The organism is Streptomyces caniscabiei (genome assembly GCF_014930365.1).
Lineage (GTDB): Bacteria > Actinomycetota > Actinomycetes > Streptomycetales > Streptomycetaceae > Streptomyces > Streptomyces caniscabiei.
Genome location: NZ_JABXWI010000018.1, coordinates 1 through 26,467, shown reverse-complemented (window position 1 = coordinate 26,467; position 26,467 = coordinate 1). Strand labels below are relative to the sequence as shown.

Below are 26,467 nucleotides of genomic sequence, written 5' to 3'. Positions count from 1 at the left end.
CCCTTCCAGATGTCGGACGGAGGGGGCAGGATGAGCAAGTTGGCGGCACTGAGTGCCGTCGATGGGCCCGATGGTCGACCCCGAGTGCACTCTCCAGAGCCAATTGGGGGATGGTAGAGACAGTCAGGGCACCTCGAAGAAGAGGCACTACGTCGGTGAGGGATGACGTGAGCGACAACTCTGTAGTACTGCGGTACGGCGACGGCGAGTACACCTACCCGGTGATCGACAGCACCGTCGGCGACAAGGGCTTCGACATCGGGAAGCTCCGGGCCCAGACCGGTCTGGTCACCCTGGACAGCGGCTACGGGAACACCGCCGCCTATAAATCCGCCGTCACCTATCTCGACGGTGAGCAGGGCATCCTTCGGTACCGCGGGTACCCGATCGAGCAGCTGGCCGAGCGCTCCACCTTCCTCGAGGTGGCGTACCTGCTGATCAACGGCGAGCTTCCGACCGTCGACGAGCTCTCCACCTTCCAGAACGAGATCACGCAGCACACCCTGCTGCACGAGGACGTCAAGAACTTCTACCGGGGCTTCCCCCGGGACGCCCACCCGATGGCGATGCTCTCCTCCGTGGTCAGCGCCCTGTCGACGTTCTACCAGGACAGCCACAACCCGTTCGACGAGCGGCAGCGCAACCTCTCCACGATCCGCCTGCTCGCCAAGCTGCCGACCATCGCGGCCTACGCGTACAAGAAGTCGATCGGTCACCCGTTCGTCTACCCGCGCAACGACCTCGGTTACGTCGAGAACTTCCTGCGCATGACCTTCTCGGTCCCGGCCCAGGAGTACGACCTCGACCCGGTCGTCGTCTCCGCGCTCGACAAGCTGCTGATCCTGCACGCGGACCACGAGCAGAACTGTTCGACCTCCACGGTCCGCCTGGTCGGCTCCTCGCAGGCGAACATGTTCGCCTCGATCTCCGCCGGCATCTCCGCGCTCTGGGGCCCGCTGCATGGCGGCGCCAACCAGTCCGTCCTGGAGATGCTGGAGGGCATCCAGGCCAACGGCGGCGACGTCGACTCCTTCATCCGCAAGGTGAAGAACAAGGAGGACGGCGTCCGCCTGATGGGCTTCGGCCACCGGGTCTACAAGTCCTTCGACCCCCGCGCCAAGATCATCAAGGCCGCCGCGCACGACGTCCTCTCGGCCCTCGGCAAGTCCGACGAGCTGCTGGACATCGCGCTGAAGCTGGAGGAGCACGCGCTCTCCGACGACTACTTCGTCTCGCGCAACCTCTACCCGAACGTGGACTTCTACACGGGCCTGATCTACCGCGCCATGGGCTTCCCGACCGAGATGTTCACGGTCCTCTTCGCCCTCGGCCGCCTGCCGGGCTGGATCGCCCAGTGGCACGAGATGATCAAGGAGCCCGGCTCCCGCATCGGCCGCCCGCGCCAGATCTACACGGGCGTGGTCGAGCGCGACTTCGTGCCGGTAGAGGCCCGCTGAGCCGAGTACTTGTAGCAAGGGGGCCCGTGCGGAGAACTGTTCCGCACGGGCCCACTGCATGCCCGCTGAAGCAGAGGGCGCCCTACGGCGAGTGAGCCGAAGGGGCGCGCCTGTGTCGAGAGGCCGAACGCGCGGAGGCCCGAAGGGTCGAGCACGATCGGCCTCTCGACACAGGCTGAAGCGCCCCGGAGGCGAACCGAGCCCCAAAAAATAGAGGAAGGCGCCCTGCAACGCTGGTCCCCCCACGGGCCGGCGAGCAGGGCGCCTTCCCATGTCCCGGTGCGGATTCCCCCCACGGGATCCGGCCGGGCGTCTGGTGGGCACAGCGCCTGAATTCGCTGAGCTGACGAGCGGAGCTCGTCGTCCTACCTGTATGTGTCTGTTCTGCTGCGGCGTGCGGTCTGCCGGGACGCGTACGTACGGGAGGGCCGCTCAAAGCTCCCCGGTGCACGTGCCCCGGCAACGCAATTCCGGGAACGTCCCCCAAGACATCCCCAGATGCCAGTCACGCCCCCCAAGACGCTTCTGACATCGCCAACTTAGACTCACGAACCCCTTCGGTGGTTACGTTCACTCCACTGTGATCTGCGTCTCTTGCGAAATGTCCTGAAGATGCGCAAGAGACCCAAATCGGTGATCGAGGTCCCAGCGTAAGGATGATGCGCGAGCCTTGTGAAGAGCTTATGTGGTGCTGCTTCCGGACTCTAGAGGGACTTTTGCCCGGCGGTCACGAAAATGTCCTGAGTCGCAAGCTGTTCGTTACCACGAAAACGGACGAAAAGGCCATAGCCGCCCCCGCGATCATCGGGTTGAGCAATCCGGCGGCGGCCAGCGGCAACGCGGCCACGTTGTATCCGAAGGCCCAGGCCAGGTTGCCCTTGATCGTGGACAGGGTCCGCCGCGACAGCCGGATGGCGTCGGCGGCCACCCGCAGGTCCCCGCGCACCAGCGTCAGATCGCCCGCCTCGATCGCCGCGTCCGTCCCCGTGCCCAGCGCGAGCCCGAGGTCGGCCACGGCCAGCGCGGCGGCGTCGTTGACCCCGTCGCCGACCATCGCGACCGTGCGGCCCTCGCCCTGGAGCCCACGGACGACGTCGGCCTTGTCCTCGGGCAGCACCTCCGCGATCACGTGCTCGGGCCGCACGCCGACCGCCGCGGCCACGGACCGGGCCACGCGTTCGTTGTCCCCGGTCAGCAGCATCGGGGTGAGCCCGAGGGCCCGCAGCCGCCGTACCGCCTCGGCGCTGGTCTCCTTGACCGCGTCGGCGACGGTGACGACACCGAGTGCCACGCCGTCGCGGAGGACGACGACCGCCGTCTGCCCGTCGTCCTCCGCGGCCTCCTTGGCGCTCTGTACGGCCTCGGGGAGCGGCCGGCCGGGGAATCGGCCCACCTGGACGTCGTGGCCCTCCACGAGGCCGCGTACGCCCCTTCCGGGCAGGTTCTCGAAGCGCTCGACGGGCGGCAACGTGCCCACGCGCTCCTCGGCGCCCGCGGCGATCGCCCGGCCCACCGGATGTTCGGAGGCGTGCTCGACCGCACCGGCGAGCCGCAGGACGTCCGCCTCGCCGATGTCACCGCTGCCCGCGTGGGCGTCCCCGGCGACGTACACCCGCTTCAGCGTCATCCGGCCGGTGGTGACGGTGCCGGTCTTGTCCAGGACGACGGTGTCGACGCGGCGGGTGGACTCCAGGACCTCGGGGCCCTTGATGAGGATGCCGAGCTGGGCGCCCCGGCCGGTGCCGACCATCAGGGCGGTCGGGGTGGCGAGACCGAGCGCGCACGGGCAGGCGATGATCAGCACCGCGACGGCCGCCGTGAACGCGGCGGTGATGTCGTCGGTGGCGCCGAGCCAGGCGCCGAACGTGGCGACCGCGATCAGGATGACGACCGGTACGAACACCGCCGAGATCCGGTCGGCGAGCCGCTGCACCTCCGCCTTGCCGTTCTGCGCGTCCTCCACCAGCCGTGCCATCCGGGCCAGCTGCGTGTCCGCGCCGATCCGGGTCGCCTCGACGACCAGCCGCCCGCCGGCGTTCACCGTCGCGCCCGTGACGGTGTCGCCGACGGTCACGTCCACCGGCACCGACTCGCCGGTCAGCATGGACGCGTCGACGGCGGAGGCGCCCTCCACGACGGTGCCGTCGGTGGCGAACTTCTCCCCGGGGCGTACGACGAAACGGTCGCCCACGGCCAGCCGCCCGACCGGGATGCGCACCTCCCGCCCCTCCCGCAGCACCGAGACGTCCTTGGCCCCCAGCTTCAGCAGCGCCTTGAGGGCGGCGCCCGCGCGGCGCTTGGAGCGGGCCTCCAGATAGCGGCCGAGCAGGATGAACGCGACCACCCCGGCGGCCACTTCGAGATAGATCGTCGACGAGGCGGCCGTCCGGGAGACGGTGAACTCGAAGCCGTGCCGCATGCCCGGCATGCCCGCGTGCCCCAGGAAGAGGGCCCACAGGGACCAGCCGAAGGCGGCGAGCGTGCCGACGGAGACGAGGGTGTCCATCGTGGCCGCGCCGTGCCGGAGGTTGGTGGACGCGGCCCGGTGGAAGGGCAGCCCGCCCCAGACGACGACGGGCGCGGCCAGCGTCAGGGAGAGCCACTGCCAGTTGTCGAACTGGAGGGCGGGGATCATGGACATCAGGACGACGGGCGCCGCGAGCAGCGTCGAGACGGCCAGCCGCTGCCGCAGCGAGGCGAGTTCGGGGTCCGCCTCCGCCTCCGCCTCCGTCGCCGGGAGGGGTTCGTCCTCCTCGGTCGGGGGAGGGGTCGGGGGCGGTGGCTCCTCGGCCGTGTAGCCCGTCTTCACCACGGTGGCGATGAGGTCGGCGACCTCCGTCCCGGCGGGGTAGGTGACCTTCGCCTTCTCGGTCGCGTAGTTCACCGAGGCGGTTACCCCGTCCAGGCGGTTGAGCTTCTTCTCGACGCGGGCCGCGCAGGAGGCGCAGGTCATTCCGCCGATGGTCAGCTCGACCTCGTGGACGGGGTCTCCTATGGCGGCGGCCGCGGTGGTGCTCGTCATGTCCGTGCCCGTACGTCCGTGGCGGCGCCCGGCCTCAGGCCTTGCCGACCAGCTCGAAGCCCGCCTCGTCGACGGCGGCGCGCACGGCCTCCTCGTCGAGCGGGGCGGCCGAGACCACGGTGACCTCGCCGGTGGACGCGACGGCCTTCACCGAGGACACGCCGTCGAGCTGGGTGATCTCGCCCGAAACAGCGCCCTCGCAGTGCCCGCAGCTCATGCCGCTCACCTTGTAGACGGCGGTGACGGTGCCCTGGGTGTCGGTCTCGGTGGTCATGTCGTTACTCCTCATCGGGGCGTGTGGGGGCGGAATCCGCGACCCGTGTCCCGGGCCGTGTCGGGGTCGGGTAACCCTTCAGGACAACCACCTTATACCCCCTAGGGGTATGAATCCAAGAGGGGGCGGCGCGGGGCCGTGGGGCGCGGGGGACCCTAGGGGCCCGCGGGCGGGCGGTCGCAGACCAGGGGCTCCAGGTAGCGGAGCAGCACGTTCTTCAGTTCCTGGATGTACGCCTCGCGCTCCTCGCCCTCGCGGCCGAGCACCAGCTCCAGGCCGGCCTTGTACATGGCCATGCAGACGTGCGCGGTGCGCGTGATGTCGGCGGCCGGCGTGCCGGGCAGGAGGGGGGTGAGCAGCGCCTCGATCCGCGCGGCCAGGGCCGCGTGCAGGGCGTCGTGCTGCTCGGCGATCCGGCCGGGGACGTCCGGGCCGTGCATCAGCGTGTAGACCACCGGGTGGCGGTGGTTGAAGTCGATGAAACGGTCGACGGCGGCGGACACGGCCGCCTCCAGCGGGGTCGCCGGATCCACCGGGGCGAGCGCCACGCCGTACGTCTCGCGCATCTCCCGCATGAGCCGCTCGCTCAGCTCGATCGCGATCGCTTCCTTGTTCGGGAAGAACTGGTACAGCGTCCCCGGTGAGACTCCCGCCTCGCGGGCGATGGCATTGGTGCTGGCGGCGGCGTACCCGGTGGAGGTGAACACGGAGGCCGCCGCTTCGAGGAGCTGGGCGATACGGCGCTCGCCGCGGGCCTGGCGGCGGCGCGGCTGCTCCTTGGCCCGGGATCCCTCCTCGGCCGGAGACCGCCGGTCGCTCCGGGGCTGCTCTGCGGCCTGGGGCTGTTCCTTCTCCTGGTGGGTGGGCACGCGGTTATCCCCAGCTTTCCGGACGTGATTGACAAACACGAGTGGCCGCTCGCATTCTGGAGAAACGCGAGCGATCTCTCGTGTTTGCCAGTGTATGGCTTGGCGCTTCCTGCTGCCCGGCTGCGCACAGCGTGGATCACAGCGCGGATCACAGTGAGTCAGAGTGAAGGGGACACCGCACCATGACCGAAGTCAACCGGCCACCCCGACCCGGAGGCTGGACCCGGTTCGTGACCGCCCGCCCCCGGCTCTCCCTCCTCGTCGCCCTGGTGCTCACCGCCCTCGCGGTCGTCGCGGGCAGCGATGTCGCCGACCGGCTCGGCAGCGGCGGCTGGGAGGACCCGGCCGCCCAGTCCACCTACGCGACCAAGGCTCTGGAGCGCGAGTTCCCCGACTCCCAGCCGAACTTCCTGCTGCTGGTCGACGCGGGCGAGACCTCGGTCGACGCCCCGGCCGTCGCCGCCGAGGCGAAGGAGCTGACCGAGCGGCTGACCGCCGAGAAGGGCGTCACGGGCGTCGGCTCCTACTGGCTGACCGGCGCCCCGACGCTGCGCTCGGAGGACGGGACCGAGGCACTGATAGCGGCCCGCCTCACCGGCGACGACACCGCCGTGAACAAGACCCTGGACCGCATCGCCCCCGAGCTGCGCGGCACGCACGGCCCGGTCGAGGTCAAGGTCGGCGGCATCCTCGCCGTGCGCCACGAGATGCAGACGACCATCCAGGAGGACCTGCTGCGGGCCGAGATGATCGCCCTGCCGGTGACCCTCGTGCTGCTGGTCATGGTCTTCGGCAGCGCGGTCGCCGCCCTGCTGCCGCTCGGCGTGGGCATCGTCGCGATCCTCGGCACCAACGCCATCCTGCGCGGCCTCACCGAGGTCACCGACGTGTCGGTCTTCGCCCTGAACCTCACCACGGCCATGGGCCTGGGCCTCGCGATCGACTACGCCCTGTTCATCGTGCGCCGCTTCCGCGAGGAGCTGTCCACCGGCGCAGACTCCCTGACGGCCGTCGCCACCACCCTGCGCACGGCCGGCCGCACGGTCCTCTTCTCCGCCCTCACGGTCGCCGTCTCCCTCGCCGCGATGATGGTCTTCCCGCAGTACTTCCTGAAGTCCTTCGCCTACGCGGGCATCGCGGTGGTCCTGCTGGCGGCGGCAGCGGCCCTGATCCTCCTCCCGGCCGCGCTCGTCCTCCTGGGCGACCGCGTCAACGCCCTGGACCTGCGCAAGCTGTTCAAGCGCCGAGGGCCGAAGACCGGCGACGGCTCCCCGGCCAAGGAGGAGGGCGCGGCCTGGGGCCGCACGGCGGCCCTCGTCATGCGCCGCGCCCCGTACTTCGCCGTCGCCACGACCGCCGGTCTGCTTCTCCTCGGCCTGCCCTTCCTGGGGGTGAGGTTCGGCACGGCCGACGACCGCCAACTCCCCTCCACCGCCGAGTCGCACGTGGTCCAGCAGCATCTGCGCGAGGGCTTCCCGGGCACTCCCGGCGGCGGCCTGTCGGTGCTCGCGGAGGGCGAGGCGACGAAGGCGGAGTACGCCGCCTACAAGGAGCGTCTGGCGGACCTCCCCGAGGCGCTCAGGGTGGAGGGTCCCCTGGTCGAGGGCGACTGGGCCTACTTCACCGTGCAGCCGAAGGGCGAGGCGGTCGACGAGGGCGCGCAGCACCTGGTCGAGGAGATCCGGGCGACGGACGCCCCCTTCGACACCTCGGTGACGGGCACGGCGGCGGTGCTGGTCGACACCAAGGCGGCGATAGGGGACGGTCTCCCCTGGGCCCTCTCCTTCATCGTGATCGTCACCCTGATCCTGGTCTTCCTGCTCACCGGCAGTGTGCTGATCCCCCTCCAGGCGGTCCTTCTCAACGCCCTCAGCCTGACGGCGATGTTCGGCGCGCTGGTGTGGGTCTTCCAGGACGGCCACCTCTCCGGCCTGCTCGCCTTCACCAGCCCCGGCTCCATAGAGACCACCCTCCCGGTCCTGATGTTCTGCGTGGCCTTCGGACTCTCCATGGACTACGGCGTGTTCCTGCTCTCCCGCATCAAGGAGGAGTACGACCACACCGGCGACCACACCGCCTCGGTCCGCTTCGGACTCCAGCGCACCGGCGGGCTGATCACCGCCGCCGCCGTCATCCTCGCCGTCGTCATGGTCGCCATAGGCACCTCCCGGGTCACCAACACGAAGATGCTCGGCCTCGGCATAGCCCTGGCCGTCCTCATGGACGCCATGGTCATCCGCAGCCTCCTGGTCCCCGCGGTCATGCGCCTCACAGGCCGCGCGACATGGTGGGCTCCACCCCCACTACGCCGCTTCCACAACAGGTTCGGCCTGACAGAAGCGGCCCCACCGAAGCCCACCCCCACCCCTCAACCAGAACCGGAGCCGGTAGCGACGCATTCGGCCCCCTGAAGCCACGGGCCTTCCGCCCCTGAAAAAGCACGGGGCGCAGCCCCTGCTTTTTCAGGGGCGCGGGGAACTGCGCGACCAGCCCCCACCGGACGGACGCGTGGGGGTCGAAGGGGCGCAGCCCCCTGGTGGATGGGACGGGTAGGGGCGGCGGGGGCGAGAAAACCCCAAGCACCCACGATGCGATGCTGACCGGGGCCGGGCCGCCGACGATCACCGGCCCCGATTCGAAGGATGGGGCACATGCGCGCAGTAGTGTTCGAGCAGTTCGGAAAGACGCCCAAGACAAAAGACGTCCCGACCCCCACCCCCACCCCCCACGGCGTAGTCGTCCGCGTAGAGGCAACCGGCCTCTGTCGCAGCGACTGGCACGGCTGGCAGGGCCACGACCCCGACATCACACTCCCGCACATCCCCGGCCACGAACTGGCCGGCACCGTCGAGGCCACCGGCGCGGCGGTCAAGAACTGGCGCCCCGGCGACCGGATCACCGTCCCGTTCGTGTGCGCCTGCGGCACCTGCCCCGCCTGCGCGGCCGGCGACCAGCAGGTGTGCGAGCGGCAGACACAGCCCGGCTTCACCCACTGGGGCTCGTTCGCCCAGTACGTCGCCCTGGACCACGCCGACGTGAACCTGGTGGCGCTGCCGGACGACCTGTCGTACGGCACGGCGGCCTCGCTCGGCTGCCGCTTCGCCACGGCGTTCCGCGCGGTGGTGGCGCAGGGCCGCGTCGCGGCGGGGGAGTGGGTCGCCGTCCACGGCTGCGGCGGTGTGGGCCTCTCGGCGGTGATGGTGGCGGCGGCGTCCGGAGCCCGGGTGATCGCCGTCGACGTGTCGCCCCGGGCCCTGGAGCTGGCCCGGAAGTTCGGGGCGGCGGAGTGCGTGGACGCGTCGGCGGTCGAGGACACGGCCGAGGCGGTCCGCGACCTCACGGGCGGCGGCGCCCATCTCTCCCTGGACGCGCTCGGCTCCCCGGCCACCTGCGCGGCCTCCGTCAACGGCCTCCGCCGCCGGGGCCGCCACGTCCAGGTGGGGCTGCTGCCCTCGGAGACAGGCACCACCCCGGTCCCGATGGCCCGCGCGATCGCCCTGGAGCTGGAACTCCTCGGCAGCCACGGCATGGCGGCCCACGCCTACCCCACGATGCTGAAGCTGGTCGAAGAGGGCGTCCTGCGCCCCGACCTCCTGGTGACCGCGACGATCGGCCTGGACGCGGCACCGACGGCACTCGCCGCGATGGGCACGGCTCCGGGCAGCGGGGTGACGGTCATCGAACCGTGGAGCTGACCCGGTCCCCCTCGGGTCGCCCCCGATGGGCCGCCCACTCCGGGGCGAGGATCGACATCCGCACGGCGTCGATCCACTCCCCGCCCTGCCACAGGGTCTGCCGCTCGATCCCCTCGGCCACGAAGCCGACCTTCTCGTAGGCGCGCCGGGCCCTTGGGTTGTGGGTGAAGACGTACAGCGCGACGCGGTGCAGACCGATGTGCTCGAAGGCATGGCCGACCGTGAGCCGAACGGCCTCCGTGCCCACCCCCCGGTCCTGCCCGCCGGGACCGATCAGGATCCGGAAGCAACAGCTGCGGTTGGCTTCGTCGACCTCGTTGAGTACGGCTTCACCCACCAGGTCACCGCTCGCCCGGTCCACGATGCCGAGGTCGAGGCGGTCGGTCTGGTCGTTGCGGCTGCCGTACCAGGACCGCAGCCGGTCCAGCTCGAAGCTCTCGGTCGGGCTGCCGGTGAGCCGGACGACCTCCGGGTCGGCCAGGATGCGCGCCATCACGGGCGCGTCGTCCTCCCTGAACGGCCGCAGCACGGCCTTCTCACCGGTGAGGACGGGGTTCTCGAAAAGGCTCATCCCCGGATCCTGGACAAGGCGCGGACCCGGGGACAAGCGAATAGAACGCGACGAGGGACCGTCTCAGTCGACCTTCCGCCCCCGGTTGCCCGGTCTGGAGGCGACCCAGGCGCGGATGGTGTCGGCGTACCAGTAGGGCTTGCCGCTCTCCACATGGTCCGGCGGCGGCAGCAGCCCGTGTTTGCGGTACGAGCGGACGGTGTCGGGCTGCACACGGATGTGCGCCGCGATGTCCTTGTACGACCAGAGAAGTCGGTCGGTCGTCATCAGTGGCACCTCCCTGCGCGCACCACGGCGCGGCCGGGAAGGCCGTAGGGGGAGCCGGGCGCTGCGCTGGCGATTCACAAACCTGTGACCGGTCAACGACCCTCGGTGATCGACGCGCGCCCTCGTGGGTCATGTGTGACGGAAAACCCGCGTACACGTGACACACGTGACAGAAGGGGAACTTTTGTGACACAAGTGCCGAGCACCTCATGACAAGGGCCCGACGGCAGCGCCCTTCGGGGGCGCGGGGAACTGCGCGACCAGCCACGACGAACCCGCAGCCCGCCGACAACCCGCAGTTCCCCGACGCTTCTCGGCGCCCTGCCCCCAGCGGAGCGTTACGCCCCGCAGGACCTCAGAAACGCCCGCGTCCGCTGGGCGATCGGCAGCGGAGCGTCCGGCTCGCACGGGTACATGTCCTGCTCGACGATCGCGAACAGGTCCACGTCCAGCTTCGCGGCGGCGGCCAGCACCAGCCCCAGCTCGGGCACACCCTTCGGCGGCTCGCACATCACGCCCCGGGCGACGGCCGGCCCGAACGGGACCTCGTTCGCCCGCACGTCGGCCAGGATCTCGGGGTCGACCTGCTTGAGGTGCAGATACCCGATGCGCTCGCCGTAGGTCTCGATCAGCTTGACGCTGTCGCCGCCGCAGTAGGCGTAGTGCCCGGTGTCGAGGCAGAGCGAGACCACGGAGGAGTCGGTGCCGTCCAGGAAGCGGACGACGTTCTCCTCGCTGTCGATGTGGGTGTCGGCGTGCGGGTGGACGACGATCTGGAGGCCGTACTTCTCCCGCACCTCCCGCCCGAGCCGCTCGGTGAGCTGGGTGAGGTGCCGCCACTGCTCGACGGTCAGTTCGCTGGGCTCCAGCACCTTGCCCGTCTTGTCGTCCCGCCAGAACGACGGGATGACCACGAGGTGCTTGGCGCCCATGGCCTGCGCGAGGACCGCGTTGTCGGCCACGTGCGCCCAGGTCTTCTCCCAGACGTCCGGACCGTGGTGCAGGCCGGTGAAGACGGTGCCGGCCGACACTTTCAGGCCGCGTTTGGCCGTCTCCTCGGCGAGGACCGCCGGGTCGGTCGGCAGATAGCCGTACGGGCCCAGCTCGATCCACTCGTAGCCGGAAGCGGCGACCTCGTCGAGGAAGCGCTGCCAGGGGACCTGCTGGGGGTCGTCGGGGAACCAGACGCCCCAGGAGTCGGGCGCCGAGCCGACTCGGATGCGCGAAAGTGAGGACTGAGGTGACAACGACGTCATGGGAGTCAGCTTCAGCCCCGGAGCTGAGGGTGTCAATAGGTAGTCCGAATGTCTGGACAAAGTATTGACAGGGTCGCTCCCGCGCGACTAGACCTTGACGGGAACCGGCGCGTGAAGGGAACTCGATGGCGTACGACCTGATCACCATGGGGCGGATCGGTGTGGATCTCTACCCGTTGCAGACGGGGGTTCCGCTGCCGCAGGTGACGTCCTTCGGGAAGTTCCTCGGCGGATCGGCGACGAACGTCGCGGTGGCCGCGTCCCGTCTCGGCCGCTCCACCGCCGTCATCACCCGCACCGGTGAGGACCCGTTCGGCGACTACCTCCACCAGGCGCTGCGCGACTTCGGGGTGGACGACCGCTGGGTCACCCCGGTGCCGGGCCTCGCGACCCCGATCACCTTCTGCGAGGTCTTCCCCCCGGACGACTTCCCGCTCTACTTCTACCGCCGCCCCAAGGCGCCCGACCTGGAGATCGACGCCCACGAGCTCGACCTCGACGCGATCGCCGGAACCAGGATCTTCTGGGTGACCGGCACGGGCCTGAGCGAGGAGCCCAGCCGCACGGCGACGCTCGCCGCCCTCGCCCACCGCGCCAGGGCAGGCACGACGGTCTTCGACCTCGACTGGCGCCCCATGTTCTGGAAGGACCCGGCCGAGGCCCGCCCCTTCTACGAGGAGGCCCTGCGGCACACCACCGTCGCGGTCGGCAACCTGGATGAGGTCGAGGTCGCCACCGGTGTCCGCGAGCCGCAGGCCGCCGCCCGCGCGCTGCTCGACGCCGGCGTCGAACTGGCGGTCGTCAAGCAGGGCCCCAAGGGGGTCCTCGCGGTCAACAGCAAGGGCGAGTCCGCCGAGGTCCCGCCGCTGCCCGTGAACGTCCTCAACGGCCTCGGCGCCGGTGACGCCTTCGGCGGCTCCCTCTGCCACGGCCTGCTCGAAGGCTGGGACCTGGAGAAGATCATGCGGTACGCCAACGCGGCCGGCGCGATCGTCGCCTCCCGCCTGGAGTGCTCCTCCGCGATGCCGACCGTGGAAGAGATCGAGACAGCGGTCGCGGCGGGAGCGGTGCTGTGACCTCCACCCGCCAAGCAGGCCCCCTCGGCCCCGTCGACGTGTCCGCCCTCGTCCGCACCCGGGTCCACCACCCCGAGGCGATCGCCGAGGCCGCCGCCCGCCGCGTCCGGCGCCCCCTGATCGGCGACTCCGGCCGGCTGATGATCGTCGCCGCCGACCACCCGGCCCGTGGCGCCCTCTCCGTCGGCGACCGCAAGCTCGCCATGGCGAACCGCGCCGACCTCCTCGGTCGGCTGTGCCTCGCGCTGTCCCGCCCCGGCGTGGACGGCGTCCTCGCGACCGCCGACATCCTCGACGACCTGCTCCTCCTCGGTGCCCTCGACGGCAAGGTCGTCATGGGTTCGATGAACCGGGGCGGCCTGGCGGGCGCCAGCTTCGAACTGGACGACCGCTTCACCGGCCACCGCCCCGAGGACATGAAGCGCCTCGGCTTCGACGCCGGCAAGCTCCTGCTGCGCGTCGACTACGACGACCCGGGCTCCCTGACCACCCTGGAGTCCACCGCCCGTGCCGTGGACGCCATGGCCGAGCGCCGACTCCCGGTGTTCGTCGAGCCGTTCATCAGCCGCCGCGACCCGGCCACCGGCAAGGTCAGGAACGACCTGAGCGCCGAGGCCGTCACCAGGTCGATCGCCATAGCGGCGGGCCTCGGCGGCAGTTCGGCGTACACCTGGCTGAAGGTGCCCGTCACCGAGAACCCCGACGACATGGCCCGTGTGATGGAGACCGCGACGCTGCCCGCCGTCCTGCTCGGCGGCGACGTCGGCGAGGACCAGGAGGGCGCGTACGAGAAGTGGCGCGGCGCGCTGCAACTGCCCACCGTGCAGGGCCTGGTGGTCGGCCGCTCGCTGCTCTACCCGGCGGACGACGACGTGACCGCCGCCGTGGACACCGCCGTCGGACTGTTGTGAGGGCCGCATGACACAGAAGACCGAGCTGTACGTACCCAAGGGCGCCACCGCGAACGCCCGGTACGCCGTGGACATCGACCCGAAGCGGGCCGGCTGGACCCACAGCAGCCTGCGCGTCGTGGAGTTGGAGCCGGGTGGCTCGCACACGTTCGCGACCGAGGACAGTGAGTGGATCGTGCTGTCCCTGAGCGGCGGTTGTACGGTTCAGGTGTCGGAGGAACCGGGCAATTCAGACGGTGGCGGCAGCACCGAGTTCGAAATCCTGGGCAGGGAGAGCGTGTTCGCCGGAGTCTCCGACTTCGTCTACGCGCCCCGCGACGCCCGGGTACAGATCGCCTCCGGCGCGGGAGGCCGCTTCGCTTTGGCAGGAGCGAAGTGCGAGCGACGACTCCCCGCTCGTTACGGCCCCGCGCCGGAGGTCCCCGTGGAGGACCGCGGCAGCGGCACCTGCGCCCGCCAGGTCCGCAACTTCGCCTCCGCCGACGCCTTCGAGTGCGACAAGCTGATCACCGTCGAGGTCATCACCCCCGGCGGCAACTGGTCCTCGTACCCGCCGCACAAGCACGACGAGAACCGGCCGGGGGAGGAGACCGAGCTGGAGGAGATCTACTACTTCGAGATCGACGGTCCGCACGGCTTCGGCTACCAGCGGGTGTCGCCCTCCCGCGAGGGCGGCGCCGAGGTGCTCGCCGAGGTCCGTTCCGGTGACACGGTGCTCGTGCCCGACGGCTGGCACGGCCCGTCCATCGCGCAGCCCGGCCACAGCATGTACTACCTGAACGTGATGGCGGGCCCCGGCCCCGAGCGGAAGTGGCAGATCTGCTTCCACCCCGACCACACGGAGGGCTACCGATGAGCCCGACCACGACCACGGCCACCGCGCGGCTCACCGTCGCCCAGGCGCTCGTCCGCTTCCTGTCCGCCCAGTACACCGAGCGGGACGGCGAGCGGCGGCGGCTGATCGGCGCGACCTGGGGCATCTTCGGCCACGGCAACGTCGCGGGCCTCGGCCAGGCGCTGATCGAGTACGCCGACGACATGCCCTATCTCCAGGGCCGCAACGAGCAGTCGATGGTGCACGCGGCCGTCGGCTACGCCCGCCAGTCGAACCGCCTGTCGACGCACGCCGTGACGACGTCCATCGGCCCCGGCGCCACCAACCTGGTCACCGGCGCCGCCCTCGCCACCATCAACCACCTGCCGGTCCTGCTGCTCCCCGGCGACATCTTCGCCACCCGCCCGGCCGACCCGGTCCTCCAGCAGCTCGAAGTGCCGTACGCGGGCGACATCAGCGTCAACGACACGCTGCGCCCGGTGTCGAGGTACTTCGACCGGATCACCCGCCCCGAGGCCCTGATCCCGGCCGCGCTCCAGGCGATGCGCGTGCTCACGGACCCCGTCGAGACGGGCGCGGTGACCCTCGCCCTGCCGCAGGACGTGCAGGCGGAGGCGTACGACTGGCCGGAGGAGTTCTTCGCCGAGCGCACCTGGACCGTGCGCCGCCCGGCGGCGGACGTCGCCGAACTGGCCGGCGCGATCGACGCGATCCGTGCGGCCCGCCGCCCGCTGATCGTCGCCGGCGGCGGCGTCCACCACGCCCGCGCGGAGGAGGCGCTCGCCGAACTGGCCGACGCCACCGGCATCCCCGTCGCCTCCACCCAGGCCGGCAAGGGCTCCCTCCGCTTCGACCACCCGCAGGACGTGGGCGGCATCGGCCACACCGGCACGGCGACCGCCGACGAACTCGCCCGCACCGCCGACCTGGTGATCGGCGTCGGCACCCGATACACGGACTTCACCACGGCCTCGAACACCCTCTTCGCCGCCGACGGCGTCCGCTTCCTCAACCTCAACATCGCGCCCTACGACGGCCACAAGCTCTCCGCTCTGCCGCTGATCGCGGACGCGCGGGCGGGTCTCGAAGCGCTCTCCGAGGCGCTGGAGGTGCACGGCCACCGGGTCGCGGACGGGTACGTCGCCGAGTACACGGAGGACAAGCAGCGCTGGGAGCACCGCGTCGACGCCTGCTACGAGGCCGACGAGCCGGACACCCGGCCCACCCAGGCCCAGGTCCTCGGCCTCCTCGACGAGCTCGTCGACGAGTCCGACATCCTCATCAACGCGGCCGGTTCCCTCCCCGGTGACCTGCACAAACTGTGGCGGACGCGGTCGCGGGACCAGTACCACCTGGAGTACGGCTACTCCTGCATGGGGTACGAGATCCCGGCCGCGATCGGTGTCCGGCTGGCCGCTCCCGGGCGCCCGGTGTGGGCGCTGGTCGGCGACGGCACGTATCTGATGATGCCGACCGAGATCGTCACGGCCGTGCAGGAGAACGTCCCGATCAAGGTGCTGCTGGTGCAGAACCACGGGTACGCCTCCATCGGCGGCCTCTCGGAGTCGGTCGGCGGTGAGCGGTTCGGCACCGCCTACCGGCACCGCGATCCCGACGACGGCACGTTCACGGGCGCCCCGCTGCCCGTGGACCTCGCCGCCAACGCGGCCAGTCTCGGCATGCGCGTCCTGCGCGCCAAGACCGTCCGTGAGCTGCGCGCCGCCCTCGCCGAGGCACGGGCGGCCGACACTCCCACTTGTGTCTACGTGGAGACCCAAACGGCAGACACAGTGTCGGGCCCGCCTCCCGCGCAGGCCTGGTGGGATGTACCTGTGGCCGAGACCGCGACGCGCGCGTCGGCGGTCAAGGCACGCGAGGAGTACGACCGGCACGTCTCAACCCGACGCCGCCATCTGTAAGCAAGGAGTTTCTGGAATGACGAAGATCGTCAACCACTGGATCGGCGGCAAGACCGTCGAAGGCGCGTCGGGTACGTTCGGGCCGGTCACGGACCCGGCGACCGGCGCGGTCACCACCAAGGTCGCCTTCGCGACCGTCGACGAGGTCGACGCGGCGGTCCGCACCGCCAAGGAGGCCTTCGCCACCTGGGGCCAGTCCTCGCTGGCCAAGCGCACGGAGATCCTGTTCCGCTTCCGCGCGCTGCTCGACGCCAACCGGGACGCGATCGCGGAGCTGATCACCGCCGAGCACGGCAAGGTGCACTCCGACGCGCTCGGCGAGGTCGCGCGCGGCCTGGAGATCGTCGACCTGGCCTGCGGCATCAACGTGCAGCTGAAGGGCGAGCTGTCGACGCAGGTCGCCAGCCGCGTGGACGTCTCCTCGATCCGCCAGCCGCTGGGTGTCGTCGCGGGCATCACTCCGTTCAACTTCCCGGCGATGGTCCCGATGTGGATGTTCCCGATCGCCATCGCGACCGGCAACACGTTCGTGCTGAAGCCGTCGGAGAAGGACCCGTCGGCGTCGATCAAGATCGCGGAGTTGCTGGCGGAAGCCGGTCTCCCGGACGGCGTCTTCAACGTCGTCCACGGCGACAAGGTGGCCGTCGACGCCCTGCTGGAGCACCCGGACGTCAAGGCGATCTCCTTCGTCGGCTCGACCCCGATCGCCCGCTACATCCACACCACGGCCTCCGCCAACCACAAGCGCGTCCAGGCCCTCGGCGGCGCCAAGAACCACATGCTGGTCCTCCCGGACGCGGACCTGGACGCGGCGGCGGATGCCGCTGTGAGTGCGGCGTACGGCTCGGCGGGCGAGCGCTGCATGGCGATCTCGGCGGTCGTGGCCGTGGGCGCGATCGGCGACGAACTGGTGGAGAAGATCCGCGAGCGCGCCGAGAAGATCAAGATCGGCCCCGGCAACGACCCGACGTCCGAGATGGGCCCCTTGATCACGGCGGTCCACCGCGACAAGGTGGCGTCCTACGTCGAGGGCGCGGCGGCCGAGGGCTGCGAGGTCGTCCTCGACGGCACCGGCTTCACGGTCGAGGGCCACGAGGACGGCCACTGGATCGGCATCTCCCTCCTCGACAAGGTTCCCACGTCCGCGAAGGCGTACCAGGACGAGATCTTCGGCCCGGTGCTGACCGTGCTGCGGGTCGACACCTACGACGAGGGCATCGCCCTCATCAACGCCTCCCCCTTCGGCAACGGCACCGCGATCTTCACCCGCGACGGCGGCGCCGCCCGCCGCTTCCAGCTGGAGGTCGAGGCCGGCATGGTCGGCGTCAACGTCCCGATCCCGGTTCCCGTCGGCTACCACAGCTTCGGCGGCTGGAAGGACTCCCTCTTCGGAGACCACCACATCTACGGCAACGACGGCACCCACTTCTACACCCGAGGCAAGGTGGTAACCACCCGCTGGCCCGACCCGGCCGACGGCCCGTCGGCGGTCGACCTGGGCTTCCCGCGCAACCACTGAGCCCTGTTGTGGCGAGGGGGCGGCCGTGCACCGGCCGCCCCCTCTGTCACGTCACCTGGGGGTCGGAGGAGCCGACCGTGCCGACCTAGCCCCTGTCGTCCCAACCCTTCCAGCACGGGGTGTTCGGCCAGCACGCCGCCGAGACGGAGTGACCGTTCGACGGCGTCCGGCCGGTGTCGGTGGAGGTGATGCCGACGGCCGTGGCGATCAGGGCGGCGGTGACCGCGGCCGTGGTCAGGGCCTTGGTGATGAGTCGTTGCATCGCTGCGTTGATCCCTTCGCGCAGTGGGGGTTGCGATAGATCATCAGCTTGTTGGATCACTGCCCCACGAGTCAATGTGAAACTTCAAGCAACTCTGAAGGGCTGACTTATCAGGTTGCTGTCGAGTCCGTCCGCCGCCCCCGCATACCGCACCCGCTGTATGCCGAATTCCCCCCGTACGACCGTGGGATGTCCCACTCTTCCCCCCTCAGGGGGCCCTGGGGCACGGTAGGGGCCCCGTACCGTTGACGCATGGATCTTCGACTGACCGGGCCGCGCCTGCGCGGAGCGCTGCGGCGGAGGCCGAGGCGGGCCGTCGCCGCCGTGGCCGCCGTCGTCGTGCTCGTCGGCGCGGGCACCTGGACGGCCACCGCCTCGGACGAAGCGGCGCCGGTGAAACGCGCCGACCAGGCCATGGAGACGGCCGAGGGCGTACGCATCGACACCTCGTACTTCACCTCCGGCGGTGACGGCCGCCGCCCGGCCGTCCTGCTCGGCCACGGCTTCGGCGGCAGCAAGAACGACGTCCGCCAGCAGGCCGAGGCCCTCGCCCGTGACGGCTACGCCGTGCTGACCTGGTCCGCCCGCGGCTTCGGCAAGTCGACCGGCAAGATCGGGCTGAACGACCCCGAGGGCGAGGTCGCCGACGTCTCGAAACTGATCGACTGGCTGGCGAAACGCCCCGAGGTGCAGCTCGACAAGAAGGGCGACCCCCGCCTCGGCATGGCCGGCGCCTCCTACGGCGGCGCGATCGCGCTGCTGACCGCCGGGTACGACGACCGCGTCGACGCCATCGCGCCCGCGATCACGTACTGGAACCTGGCGGACGCCCTCTTCCCGAACGGCGTCTTCAAGAAGCTGTGGGCCGGGCTCTTCGTCAACACCGGCGGGGGCTGCGAGAAGTTCGAGACCCAGCTGTGCGAGATGTACCAGCGGGTCGCCGAGTCGGGACGACCCGACGCGGAGGCCGTGAAGCTGCTCGCCGCGCGCAGCCCCGAGGCCGTCGGCGACCGCATCGAGGTGCCCACCCTGCTGATGCAGGGCCAGACCGACTCCCTCTTCCCGCTCGGCCAGGCCGACGCCGCCGCCGAGGCGATCAAGGCCAACGGCGCTCCCGTGGACGTCGACTGGATCTCCGGCGGCCACGACGGCGGCGACATGGAGACCAGCCGGGTCCAGGCCCGGACGGACGCCTGGTTCGACCGCTACCTCAAGGACGACAAGGGCGCCGACACCGGCTCCGCCTTCCGCGTCACCCGCACCCTCGGCACCGGCTCGGGCGACGGCGAGCCCCGCCTGGCCGGCACCACCGACGACACCTACCCGGGCCTGGAGAGCGACCCCACCAAGATCGCCCTCGCCGGCCGTGAGCAGAGCTTCGAGAACCCGGCCGGCGCCAACCCGCCCGGTATCTCCGCCCTCCCCGGCCTCGGCGCCGGCGGCGGCCTCGCCCAGCTCTCCTCGCTCGGCGTCAGCATCTCCCTGGACTTCCCCGGCCAGTTCGCCGCGTTCCAGTCGAAGCCCGTCGCCGACGACCTCCAGATCACCGGCTCGCCCACGGCCACGGTCCACATCAAGTCGACCAGCGACGACGCCGTCCTCTTCGCCAAGGTGTACGACGTCGGCCCGGACGGCAGGTCCCAGGTCCTGCCCTCCCAGCTCGTGGAACCGCTGCGCGTCGAGGGCGCCAAGTCCGGCAAGGACGTCCGCCTCACCCTCCCGGCCATCGACCACGAACTCGACGACGGCCACAGCCTGCGCCTGGTCCTCGCCTCCACCGACCTCGGCTACGCCTCGCCGACGAGCCCGGCGACGTACACCGTCTCCCTCAAGGGCGACCTGGAGGTGCCCACGCCCCTCGGCCGGGCCGACCGCGCGGACGCGCTGCCCGCCTGGGTCTGGTACCTGCCCGTCGCCGGCGCCGTGATCGCCGCCGTCCTGCTGGTCACCGGCCGCCGCCGGATCGTCACCCCGGCCCCCGACCCGGCGCTCGCCGAGGTCCCGCTGGAGATCACCGACCTCAGCAAGAAGTACAGGAACGGCGACCGCTACAGCGTCCGCGACCTCTCCTTCCGGGTCGAGAAGGGCCAGGTCCTCGGCCTGCTCGGACCGAACGGCGCGGGCAAGACGACGACCCTGCGCATGCTGATGGGCCTGATCCAGCCCGACGGCGGCCGGATCCGGGTCTTCGGCCACGCGATCGTGCCGGGCGCCCCGGTCCTCTCCCGGGTCGGCGCGTTCGTCGAGGGCGCGGGCTTCCTCCCGCACCTCTCCGGCCGCGAGAACCTGGAGCTGTACTGGGCCGCCACCGGCCGCCCCGCCGAGGACGCGCACCTCGACGAGGCCCTGGAGATCGCCGGTCTCGGCGACGCCCTGGCCCGCGCGGTCCGCACCTACTCCCAGGGCATGCGCCAGCGCCTCGCCATCGCCCAGGCCATGCTCGGCCTGCCCGACCTGCTGATCCTCGACGAGCCGACCAACGGACTCGACCCGCCGCAGATCCGCGAGATGCGCGAGGTCATGATCCGGTACGCGGCCGCCGGCCGCACGGTCATCGTCTCCAGCCACCTGCTGGCGGAGGTCGAGCAGACCTGTACGCATCTGGTCGTCATGGACCACGGGCAGCTCGTCCAGGCGGGCCCCGTGAGCGAGATCGTCGGCTCCGGCGACACGCTGCTGATCGGCACGTCCGAGCCCGTGGACGAGCCGGTCGTCGAGAAGATCGCGGCCCTGCCGGGCGTCGACTCGGCCGTCCGCGCCGACGACGGACTGGTGGTCCGCCTCGACGCCGACGGCAGCGCCCAGCGCCTGGTCGCCGACCTCGTACGGCTGGAGGTCCCCGTGTCGTCGGTCGGCCCCCACCGCCGCCTCGAAGACGCCTTCCTCACCCTGATCGGAGAGTCCGCATGAGCACGCTGGCCGAGCGTGCCGAGCACGCACAACCCGGGTCCACGCGGCCCGTCGAGGTCGCCGACGGCTACCGTGCCGGCCGCACCCTCCCGCTGCGGGTCGAGCTGGTCCGCCAGCTGAAGCGCCGACGCACCATGGTCATGGGCGGCATCCTGTTCGCCCTGCCCCTCGTGCTGCTGATCGCCTTCCAGGTCGGCGGCTCGCCCGGTGAGGGCAACAACCGGGTCAACCTGATGGACACGGCGACGGCGTCCGGCGCGAACTTCGCCGCGGTGAACCTCTTCGCCGCGGCGGGCTTCCTCCTCGTCATCCCCGTCGCGCTGTTCTGCGGCGACACGGTCGCCTCGGAGGCCAGCTGGTCCTCCCTGCGCTATCTCCTCGCCGCGCCCGTGCCCCGCGCCCGGCTGCTGTGGTCCAAGCTCGTCGTCGGCCTCACCCTCAGCCTCGCCGCGCTGGTGCTGCTGCCGGTCGTCGCCCTCGCCGTCGGCACCGCCGCCTACGGCTGGGGCCCGCTGGAGCTGCCGACCGGCGGTGAACTCGCCGCGGGCGCCGCCGCGCAGGCCCTGGTGATCACCGTGGCGTACATCTTCGTGTCCCAACTGGTCACCGCCGGTATGGCGTTCTGGCTGTCCACCCGGACCGACGCGCCGCTGGGCGCGGTCGGCGGCGCCGTCGGCCTCACCATCGTCGGCAATGTGCTCGACTCGGTGACGGCCCTCGGCGACTGGCGCGACTTCCTGCCCGCGCACTGGCAGTACGCCTGGCTGGACGTCGTCCGCCCCCAGCCCGAGTACACCGACATGATCCAGGGCGTCTCGATCTCGATAACGTACGCCCTGATCCTGTTCGCCCTGGCCTTCAGGGGTTTCGGCCGCAAGGACGTCGTCTCCTAGGTCACCGGAGGATCACCCACCGGTCTCGACGGGCCCCCGCCGTGGCCGCTTCGAGACGCATCCGCAACTCCCCGTGGCGCACATCCGGGCCCCCACCGCCGTCACAGTCACAACAGTCGCCTGCGAGAACCCGCGACAAGGCGACGGACGACGTGGCTAGGGGGCCCGGATGCACACGTATCGCCATACCAGGAGCACGCCGACGACGAGGCCGACGGAATCGAGGCCGACGGAATCGAGGCGTACGGGATCGAGGCGTACGGCACGACGACGGACCGGCACCGCACTCATCGCCCTGGGCGCGGCCTGCGCCCTGCTCCTCACCGGCTGCGGCAACAGCGGTGACGGGGGCAACTCCTCCTCGTACGACCGGGGAGGGAACGGCGGCAAGGCGGACGGCTTCCCGGCCCCCGCCCCCGAGGGCACCGGCCCCCGTGAACAGCGGGAGGGGGACGAGGAGTCCGAGGACATCGCACCCACCCCCGAGGACCACCTGTCCACCTTCGCCCTCGACGTCGACACCGCCTCCTACGGCTACGCCCGCCGCACCCTGGCCGACGGCAGCCTGCCCGACCCGTCGACCGTCCGCCCGGAGGAGTTCGTCAACAGCTTCCGCCAGGACTACGAACGCCCCGACGGCGACGGCTTCTCGGTGACCGTCGACGGCGCCCGCACCACCGGCGAGGACGGGCCCTGGTCCCTGGTCCGCGTCGGCCTCGCCACCCGGGCCGCCGGGGGCGACCGCGAACGCCCGCCCGCCGCCCTCACCTTCGTCATCGACGTCTCCGGCTCGATGGCCGAACCGGGCCGCCTCGACCTCGCCCAGGACGCCCTGCGCACGATGACGAACCGGCTGCGCGACGACGACTCGGTCGCCATCGTCACCTTCAGCGACGAGGCCGAGACCGTGCTGCCGATGACCCGCCTCGACGAGGACCGGGACGAGATCCTGGACGCGGTCGACAGCCTGGAGCCCACCGACTCCACCAACCTCGCGGCGGGCGTCGAGACCGGCTACGAGACCGCCGTCGAGGGCCTGCGCAAGGGCGCGACGAACCGGGTCGTCCTGCTCTCCGACGCCCTCGCCAACACCGGCGCCACCGACGCCGACACCATCCTCGAACGCATCGCCGGCGAACGCCGTGAGCACGGCATCACCCTCTTCGGCGTCGGTGTCGGCAGCGACTACGGCGACGACCTCATGGAACAGCTCGCCGACCGGGGCGACGGCCACACCACCTACGTGTCCACCGAGGAGGAGGCCGAGGAGGTCTTCTGCGAGGAACTCCCGCGCCACGTCGACCTCACCGCCCGCGACGCCAAGGTCCAGGTCTCCTTCGACCCGGCGACGGTCGAGGAGTTCCGCCTGATCGGCTACGACAACCGGCAGGTCGCCGACGAGGACTTCCGCGACGACCGCGTCGACGGCGGCGAGGTCGGCCCCGGCCACACGGTCACCGCCCTCTACGCCGTCCGCACCGAGGACGGCACCGACGCCGGTCACCTCGCCACCGCCACCGTCCGCTGGCTCGACCCCGACACCCGTACCCCGCACGAGGAATCGGCCGGTCTGGAGGCCTCGGAGGTCCACAGCGGCCTGTGGACCTCCGCACCGTACGGTCTCCAGGTCGCCGCCGTGGCCGCGTACTTCGCCGACGCCCTCCGCCAGACGGACGGCCGCTGGACCGACCTCCCGGCCCGCCCCTCCCTGAACCGGCTGGGCGACCGGGCGGACGATCTGGCGAGGGACCGCGAGGACAAGGACCTCCGCGCCCTGGCCGAGGCGATCAGGACGGCGGAGAACCTGATGGGTTAGGACCTGATGGGTGAGGACCTGATGGGTTGGGACCTGATGGGTCAGGGGCTGACGGCGTAGGACCTCGGCGCGCAGACCGAGGGCAGCGCCCGCGCCAGCCCCTCCCCGTGCAGCCGGTCCAGCCGGTGTTCGACCGCGGACCGCACCGCCGCCACCCGCAGCCGGGGCCCGCACGACGCCCCGGCCCGCGAGGACTCCGTCTCCCGGAGCGCGCTCAGCACCTCGGTGGTGATCCGGTCGAGCACCGGCCGCACCTCCTTCACCAGATCGGGCCGCTCGGTGGGCCGCTCCTCGGGGTGCGCGTCCCACCGTGCGTAAAGACCGCGCTGCACCAGCTTGTTGGCCTCGATCTGGTCCCGGAAGACCGCGGTGACGGCGTCCGGATCGAGGCCGAGCCCGACGGCCCGCGCCGCCACGTCGTCCAGGATCGCCTTCTCCCGCACGGGATCGTCGATCGGCGTGGCCGTCCCGTACTTCGCCGCCGCGACCTTGTCCGCCACGAGCAGCCGCTCGGCGAACAGATCGGTCAGCACGGTGAGCGACCGGGCGCCCGCGACCGTACGAGGGGGAGTGGAAGAGGAATCGGCGGCGGCCGGTGCGACACCGGTCAGCACCACGGCGGACGAGACGCAGACGGATACGACGGATATCAGGACGGACCTGAGGCGTGGGGGGCGCATGATCCACGCCTATCACACGTGCCCCACCCGCCTCCGGAGTGGGGCGAAACCCTTGAAAATCTCTTACTTACGGGTAAGTTGACTCGCCAGTAATGTAGGGGTCGGCCTCGGGAGCCGTGATGGGCGTACGCAAGGACCTGAACCGGGCGAAGCAGCGCGGCGCCCTGCTCGACCGGGTCGAGGTCGAGGTCGTCAAGGACGCGCGGGGAGTCGTCCGTGAGGCGCGCACGCCCGCCCTCGCCCCGCAGCCCACCAGTGGCAGCATCGCCGATCTTCCCTTCCGCAACGCGACGGAGGCCCCGGACGCGGTCGTCCTGCGCCGCGCCGACCGCCACGGCACCTGGCACCCGGTCACCGCCGCCGCCTTCGCCCGTGAAGTCGCCGCCACCGCCAAGGGGTTGATCGCCGCCGGCCTCGAACCCGGCGGCCGGGTGGCGGTGATGTCCCGTACGCGCTACGAGTGGACCGTCGTCGACTTCGCCGTCTGGGCGGCCGGCGGCCAGTCCGTCCCCGTCTACGCCACGTCCTCGCCGGACCAGATCGAGTGGATCGTCCGCGACTCGGGCTCCCGTTTCGTGGTGGTGGAGACCCCCGAGAACGCGGAGGCCGTCGCCACCGCCACCGCCCGCCACTCCCAGCCCCCGCACGTCTGGCAGATCGACCGGGAGGCCCTCGCCCACCTCGCCGACCTCGGCCGGGGTGTCCCCGACGACGAGGTCACCAAGCGCCGCGCCGCCCTCACCCCCGACACGGCGGCGACCATCTGCTACACCTCCGGCACCACCGGCCGCCCCAAGGGCTGCGTCCTCACCCACGCCAACCTCCACGCGGAGGCCGCCAACACGGTCGAACTGCTCCACCCGATCTTCAAGGAGATCTCCGGCCAGGTCGCCTCCACCCTCCTCTTCCTCCCCCTCGCCCACATCCTCGGCCGCACCATCCAGATCGCCTGTCTCCTGGCCCGCATCGAGATCGGCCACTGCCCGAGCATCAAGCCCGACGAACTGCGGCCCGCGCTCAAGAAGTTCCGCCCCACCTTCCTGGTCGGCGTCCCGTACCTCTTCGAGCGGATCCACGCCACCGGCCGCGCCACCGCCGAACGCCTCGGCCGGGGCGCCTCCTTCGACCGCGCCCACCGCCTCGGCGTCCGCTTCGCCCGCGCCTACCTCGACAAGTTCCTGGACCGGGGCCCCGGCCCGACCCCCGGCCTGTACGCCGCCTGGGCCCTGTACGACCTGCTGGTCTACCGCCGCGTCCGCAGGGAGCTGGGCGGCCGCATGCGGTACGCCATCAGCGGCGGCTCCCCCCTCGACCGCGACCTCAACCTGTTCTTCTACGCCGCCGGGATCATCGTCTACGAGGGCTACGGCCTCACCGAGACCACCGCCGCCGCCACCATCGTCCCGCCGTTGAAGCCCCGCCCCGGCACCGTCGGCCAGCCCGTCCCCGGCACCGCCGTCCGCATCGCCGACGACGGGGAGGTCCTCATCAAGGGCGCCATCGTCTTCGGCACGTACTGGAACAACCCGGTCGCCACCGACGCCGCCCTCACCGACGACTGGTTCGCCACCGGTGACCTCGGCGCCCTCGACGACGACGGCTACCTCACCATCACCGGCCGCAAGAAGGACATCCTCGTCACCTCCGGCGGCAAGAACGTCTCCCCGGCCGTCCTGGAGGACCGGCTGCGCAGCCGTCCCCCGGTCGGGCAGTGCATCGTCGTCGGCGACAACCGCCCCTTCGTCGCCGCCCTCATCACCCTCGACCCCGAGGACGTCACCCACTGGCTGCACGTCCGCGGCATGTCCCCGGACACCCCGCTCGCCGAGATCGTCACCGACCCCCGGATGCGCGCCGACGTCCAACAGGCTGTCGACTACGCCAACCAGGCCGTCTCCCGCGCCGAGTCCATCCGCGAGTTCAAACTGGTGGAAGGCGAGTTCAGCGAGGAGAACGGCCTGCTCACCCCCTCCATGAAGGTCAAACGCCACGCGGTCACAGCGGCGTACGCGGCGGCGATCGAATCGCTGTACGCCAGGAAGTGAGCCGGGGGCGTGGCACCCCTGCGCGCACAGGAAAGCGGGCCGCCGATGCTCGGCGACCCGCTTTCGCTGTCCGGTGGTGGCGTGGGGGCTACTTGCCGCCGCCGTTGCCGTTGTCCGAGAGGATCGGGATGTCGGACAGGATGTGCGACAGCGGCTCGTCACCCTTGGCCTGGGTGGAGTTCTCGGTGCA

General features: G+C 71.1%; 20 protein-coding genes and 1 pseudogene. 12 read left to right on the top strand and 9 right to left on the bottom strand.

The window, feature by feature from the left end; all coding sequences use genetic code 11:
- The first annotated feature begins 167 nt into the window (after positions 1-167).
- The gene (locus HW837_RS38090; protein WP_060884628.1) at positions 168-1,457 is read left to right on the top strand and encodes a citrate synthase; all 1,290 of its coding nucleotides are present in this window, start codon (positions 168-170) and stop codon (positions 1,455-1,457) included.
- Positions 1,458-2,184: 727 nt separating this feature from the next.
- Here the strand turns inward: HW837_RS38090 and HW837_RS38085 are convergent.
- From HW837_RS38085 to HW837_RS38075, 3 genes are all read right to left on the bottom strand, one after another.
- Positions 2,185-4,479, bottom strand: coding sequence for a heavy metal translocating P-type ATPase (locus HW837_RS38085; protein ID WP_193381080.1), 2,295 nt, complete (start codon positions 4,477-4,479; stop codon positions 2,185-2,187).
- 34 nt (positions 4,480-4,513) lie between these two features.
- The gene (locus HW837_RS38080) at positions 4,514-4,753 is read right to left on the bottom strand and encodes a heavy-metal-associated domain-containing protein (RefSeq protein ID WP_045557636.1); all 240 of its coding nucleotides are present in this window, start codon (positions 4,751-4,753) and stop codon (positions 4,514-4,516) included.
- A gap of 155 nt (positions 4,754-4,908) precedes the next feature.
- Positions 4,909-5,490, bottom strand: a complete 582-nt coding sequence (locus HW837_RS38075; protein ID WP_045557779.1) for a TetR/AcrR family transcriptional regulator — start codon at positions 5,488-5,490, stop codon at positions 4,909-4,911.
- 314 nt (positions 5,491-5,804) lie between these two features.
- On the opposite strand from HW837_RS38075, the gene HW837_RS38070 reads away from it, so the two are divergent.
- A complete protein-coding gene (locus HW837_RS38070; RefSeq protein ID WP_193381082.1) occupies positions 5,805-8,033 on the top strand; it encodes an MMPL family transporter in 2,229 nt (742 codons plus the stop codon).
- A 240-nt stretch (positions 8,034-8,273) separates the two neighbouring features.
- Positions 8,274-9,317: a zinc-dependent alcohol dehydrogenase family protein gene (locus tag HW837_RS38065; protein WP_193381083.1), complete on the top strand. Its 1,044-nt coding sequence runs from the start codon at positions 8,274-8,276 to the stop codon at positions 9,315-9,317.
- Here the strand turns inward: HW837_RS38065 and HW837_RS38060 are convergent.
- The 3 genes from HW837_RS38060 to HW837_RS38050 form a co-directional block, all read right to left on the bottom strand.
- Positions 9,298-9,888, bottom strand: a complete 591-nt coding sequence (locus HW837_RS38060) for a GNAT family N-acetyltransferase (RefSeq protein ID WP_045557633.1) — start codon at positions 9,886-9,888, stop codon at positions 9,298-9,300. The two genes, HW837_RS38065 and HW837_RS38060, sit on opposite strands and share 20 nt — an antisense overlap.
- 63 nt (positions 9,889-9,951) lie before the next feature.
- The gene (locus tag HW837_RS38055) at positions 9,952-10,155 is read right to left on the bottom strand and encodes a helix-turn-helix transcriptional regulator (RefSeq protein ID WP_045557632.1); all 204 of its coding nucleotides are present in this window, start codon (positions 10,153-10,155) and stop codon (positions 9,952-9,954) included.
- A 338-nt stretch (positions 10,156-10,493) separates the two neighbouring features.
- Entirely contained in the window at positions 10,494-11,411 is a 918-nt protein-coding gene (locus HW837_RS38050; protein ID WP_193382438.1) for a sugar phosphate isomerase/epimerase family protein, read from the bottom strand.
- A gap of 125 nt (positions 11,412-11,536) precedes the next feature.
- Between HW837_RS38050 and iolC the strand changes: the two genes are divergently transcribed.
- The 5 genes from iolC to mmsA are packed head-to-tail and all read left to right on the top strand — an operon-like array spanning position 11,537 to position 17,671.
- Entirely contained in the window at positions 11,537-12,487 is a 951-nt protein-coding gene (gene iolC / locus HW837_RS38045) for a 5-dehydro-2-deoxygluconokinase (protein WP_045557630.1), read from the top strand.
- A 38-nt stretch (positions 12,488-12,525) separates the two neighbouring features.
- Positions 12,526-13,398: a Cgl0159 family (beta/alpha)8-fold protein gene (locus HW837_RS38040; RefSeq protein WP_093791020.1), complete on the top strand. Its 873-nt coding sequence runs from the start codon at positions 12,526-12,528 to the stop codon at positions 13,396-13,398.
- A gap of 7 nt (positions 13,399-13,405) precedes the next feature.
- Positions 13,406-14,254, top strand: coding sequence for a 5-deoxy-glucuronate isomerase (gene iolB, locus HW837_RS38035; protein ID WP_045557628.1), 849 nt, complete (start codon positions 13,406-13,408; stop codon positions 14,252-14,254).
- A complete protein-coding gene (iolD, locus tag HW837_RS38030) occupies positions 14,251-16,152 on the top strand; it encodes a 3D-(3,5/4)-trihydroxycyclohexane-1,2-dione acylhydrolase (decyclizing) (protein ID WP_093790973.1) in 1,902 nt (633 codons plus the stop codon). Before iolB ends, iolD begins: the two co-directional genes overlap by 4 nt.
- 16 nt (positions 16,153-16,168) lie before the next feature.
- On the top strand, positions 16,169-17,671 hold the full coding sequence (mmsA, locus tag HW837_RS38025; RefSeq protein ID WP_045557626.1) for a CoA-acylating methylmalonate-semialdehyde dehydrogenase: 1,503 nt from the start codon (positions 16,169-16,171) through the stop codon (positions 17,669-17,671).
- Between the two features lie 85 nt (positions 17,672-17,756).
- On the opposite strand, the gene HW837_RS38020 is transcribed toward mmsA, so the two are convergent.
- Entirely contained in the window at positions 17,757-17,933 is a 177-nt protein-coding gene (locus HW837_RS38020) for a hypothetical protein (RefSeq protein ID WP_159040881.1), read from the bottom strand.
- Positions 17,934-18,185: 252 nt separating this feature from the next.
- Between HW837_RS38020 and HW837_RS38015 the strand changes: the two genes are divergently transcribed.
- The 3 genes from HW837_RS38015 (at position 18,186) to HW837_RS38005 (ending at position 23,552) form a co-directional block, all read left to right on the top strand.
- Complete coding sequence (locus HW837_RS38015; RefSeq protein WP_045557625.1) at positions 18,186-20,843, top strand: alpha/beta fold hydrolase; 2,658 nt, start codon at positions 18,186-18,188, stop codon at positions 20,841-20,843.
- Positions 20,840-21,736 carry an ABC transporter permease gene (locus tag HW837_RS38010; protein ID WP_045557624.1) on the top strand — a complete coding sequence of 299 codons (897 nt, stop codon included), beginning with the start codon at positions 20,840-20,842 and terminating at the stop codon, positions 21,734-21,736. The genes HW837_RS38015 and HW837_RS38010 overlap by 4 nt, the downstream gene beginning before the upstream one ends.
- A 169-nt stretch (positions 21,737-21,905) precedes the next feature.
- Positions 21,906-23,552 carry a vWA domain-containing protein gene (locus HW837_RS38005; RefSeq protein ID WP_045557623.1) on the top strand — a complete coding sequence of 549 codons (1,647 nt, stop codon included), beginning with the start codon at positions 21,906-21,908 and terminating at the stop codon, positions 23,550-23,552.
- Between the two features lie 41 nt (positions 23,553-23,593).
- Here the strand turns inward: HW837_RS38005 and HW837_RS38000 are convergent, their stop codons facing one another.
- Positions 23,594-24,232 carry a chorismate mutase gene (locus tag HW837_RS38000; protein WP_093790971.1) on the bottom strand — a complete coding sequence of 213 codons (639 nt, stop codon included), beginning with the start codon at positions 24,230-24,232 and terminating at the stop codon, positions 23,594-23,596.
- A gap of 119 nt (positions 24,233-24,351) precedes the next feature.
- Here HW837_RS38000 and HW837_RS37995 point away from each other — a divergent pair, with 119 nt between their 5' ends.
- Positions 24,352-26,277 (top strand): AMP-dependent synthetase/ligase, encoded by a 1,926-nt coding sequence (locus HW837_RS37995; RefSeq protein ID WP_045557621.1) that lies wholly within the window; start codon positions 24,352-24,354, stop codon positions 26,275-26,277.
- An 88-nt stretch (positions 26,278-26,365) separates the two neighbouring features.
- On the opposite strand, the pseudogene HW837_RS49140 reads toward HW837_RS37995, so the two are convergent.
- Positions 26,366-26,467, bottom strand: a pseudogene (locus HW837_RS49140) (rodlin); the annotation flags it as partial.

Excerpts from the sequence above, each read along its gene's own strand:
- HW837_RS38000 (WP_093790971.1), bottom strand. The coding sequence starts at position 24,232 with ATGCGCCCCCCACGCCTCAGGTCCGTCCTGATATCCGTCGTATCCGTC.
- HW837_RS38070 (WP_193381082.1), top strand. The coding sequence starts at position 5,805 with ATGACCGAAGTCAACCGGCCACCCCGACCCGGAGGCTGGACCCGGTTC.
- HW837_RS38085 (WP_193381080.1), bottom strand. The coding sequence starts at position 4,479 with ATGACGAGCACCACCGCGGCCGCCGCCATAGGAGACCCCGTCCACGAG.
- HW837_RS38050 (WP_193382438.1), bottom strand. The coding sequence starts at position 11,411 with ATGACGTCGTTGTCACCTCAGTCCTCACTTTCGCGCATCCGAGTCGGC.
- HW837_RS38065 (WP_193381083.1), top strand. The coding sequence starts at position 8,274 with ATGCGCGCAGTAGTGTTCGAGCAGTTCGGAAAGACGCCCAAGACAAAA.
- HW837_RS38060 (WP_045557633.1), bottom strand. The coding sequence starts at position 9,888 with ATGAGCCTTTTCGAGAACCCCGTCCTCACCGGTGAGAAGGCCGTGCTG.
- HW837_RS38005 (WP_045557623.1), top strand. The coding sequence starts at position 21,906 with ATGCACACGTATCGCCATACCAGGAGCACGCCGACGACGAGGCCGACG.
- HW837_RS38080 (WP_045557636.1), bottom strand. The coding sequence starts at position 4,753 with ATGACCACCGAGACCGACACCCAGGGCACCGTCACCGCCGTCTACAAG.
- mmsA (WP_045557626.1), top strand. The coding sequence starts at position 16,169 with ATGACGAAGATCGTCAACCACTGGATCGGCGGCAAGACCGTCGAAGGC.
- iolC (WP_045557630.1), top strand. The coding sequence starts at position 11,537 with ATGGCGTACGACCTGATCACCATGGGGCGGATCGGTGTGGATCTCTAC.
- iolD (WP_093790973.1), top strand. The coding sequence starts at position 14,251 with ATGAGCCCGACCACGACCACGGCCACCGCGCGGCTCACCGTCGCCCAG.
- HW837_RS38020 (WP_159040881.1), bottom strand. The coding sequence starts at position 17,933 with ATGCAACGACTCATCACCAAGGCCCTGACCACGGCCGCGGTCACCGCC.
- HW837_RS38015 (WP_045557625.1), top strand. The coding sequence starts at position 18,186 with ATGGATCTTCGACTGACCGGGCCGCGCCTGCGCGGAGCGCTGCGGCGG.
- HW837_RS37995 (WP_045557621.1), top strand. The coding sequence starts at position 24,352 with ATGGGCGTACGCAAGGACCTGAACCGGGCGAAGCAGCGCGGCGCCCTG.
- HW837_RS38055 (WP_045557632.1), bottom strand. The coding sequence starts at position 10,155 with ATGACGACCGACCGACTTCTCTGGTCGTACAAGGACATCGCGGCGCAC.
- HW837_RS38010 (WP_045557624.1), top strand. The coding sequence starts at position 20,840 with ATGAGCACGCTGGCCGAGCGTGCCGAGCACGCACAACCCGGGTCCACG.
- iolB (WP_045557628.1), top strand. The coding sequence starts at position 13,406 with ATGACACAGAAGACCGAGCTGTACGTACCCAAGGGCGCCACCGCGAAC.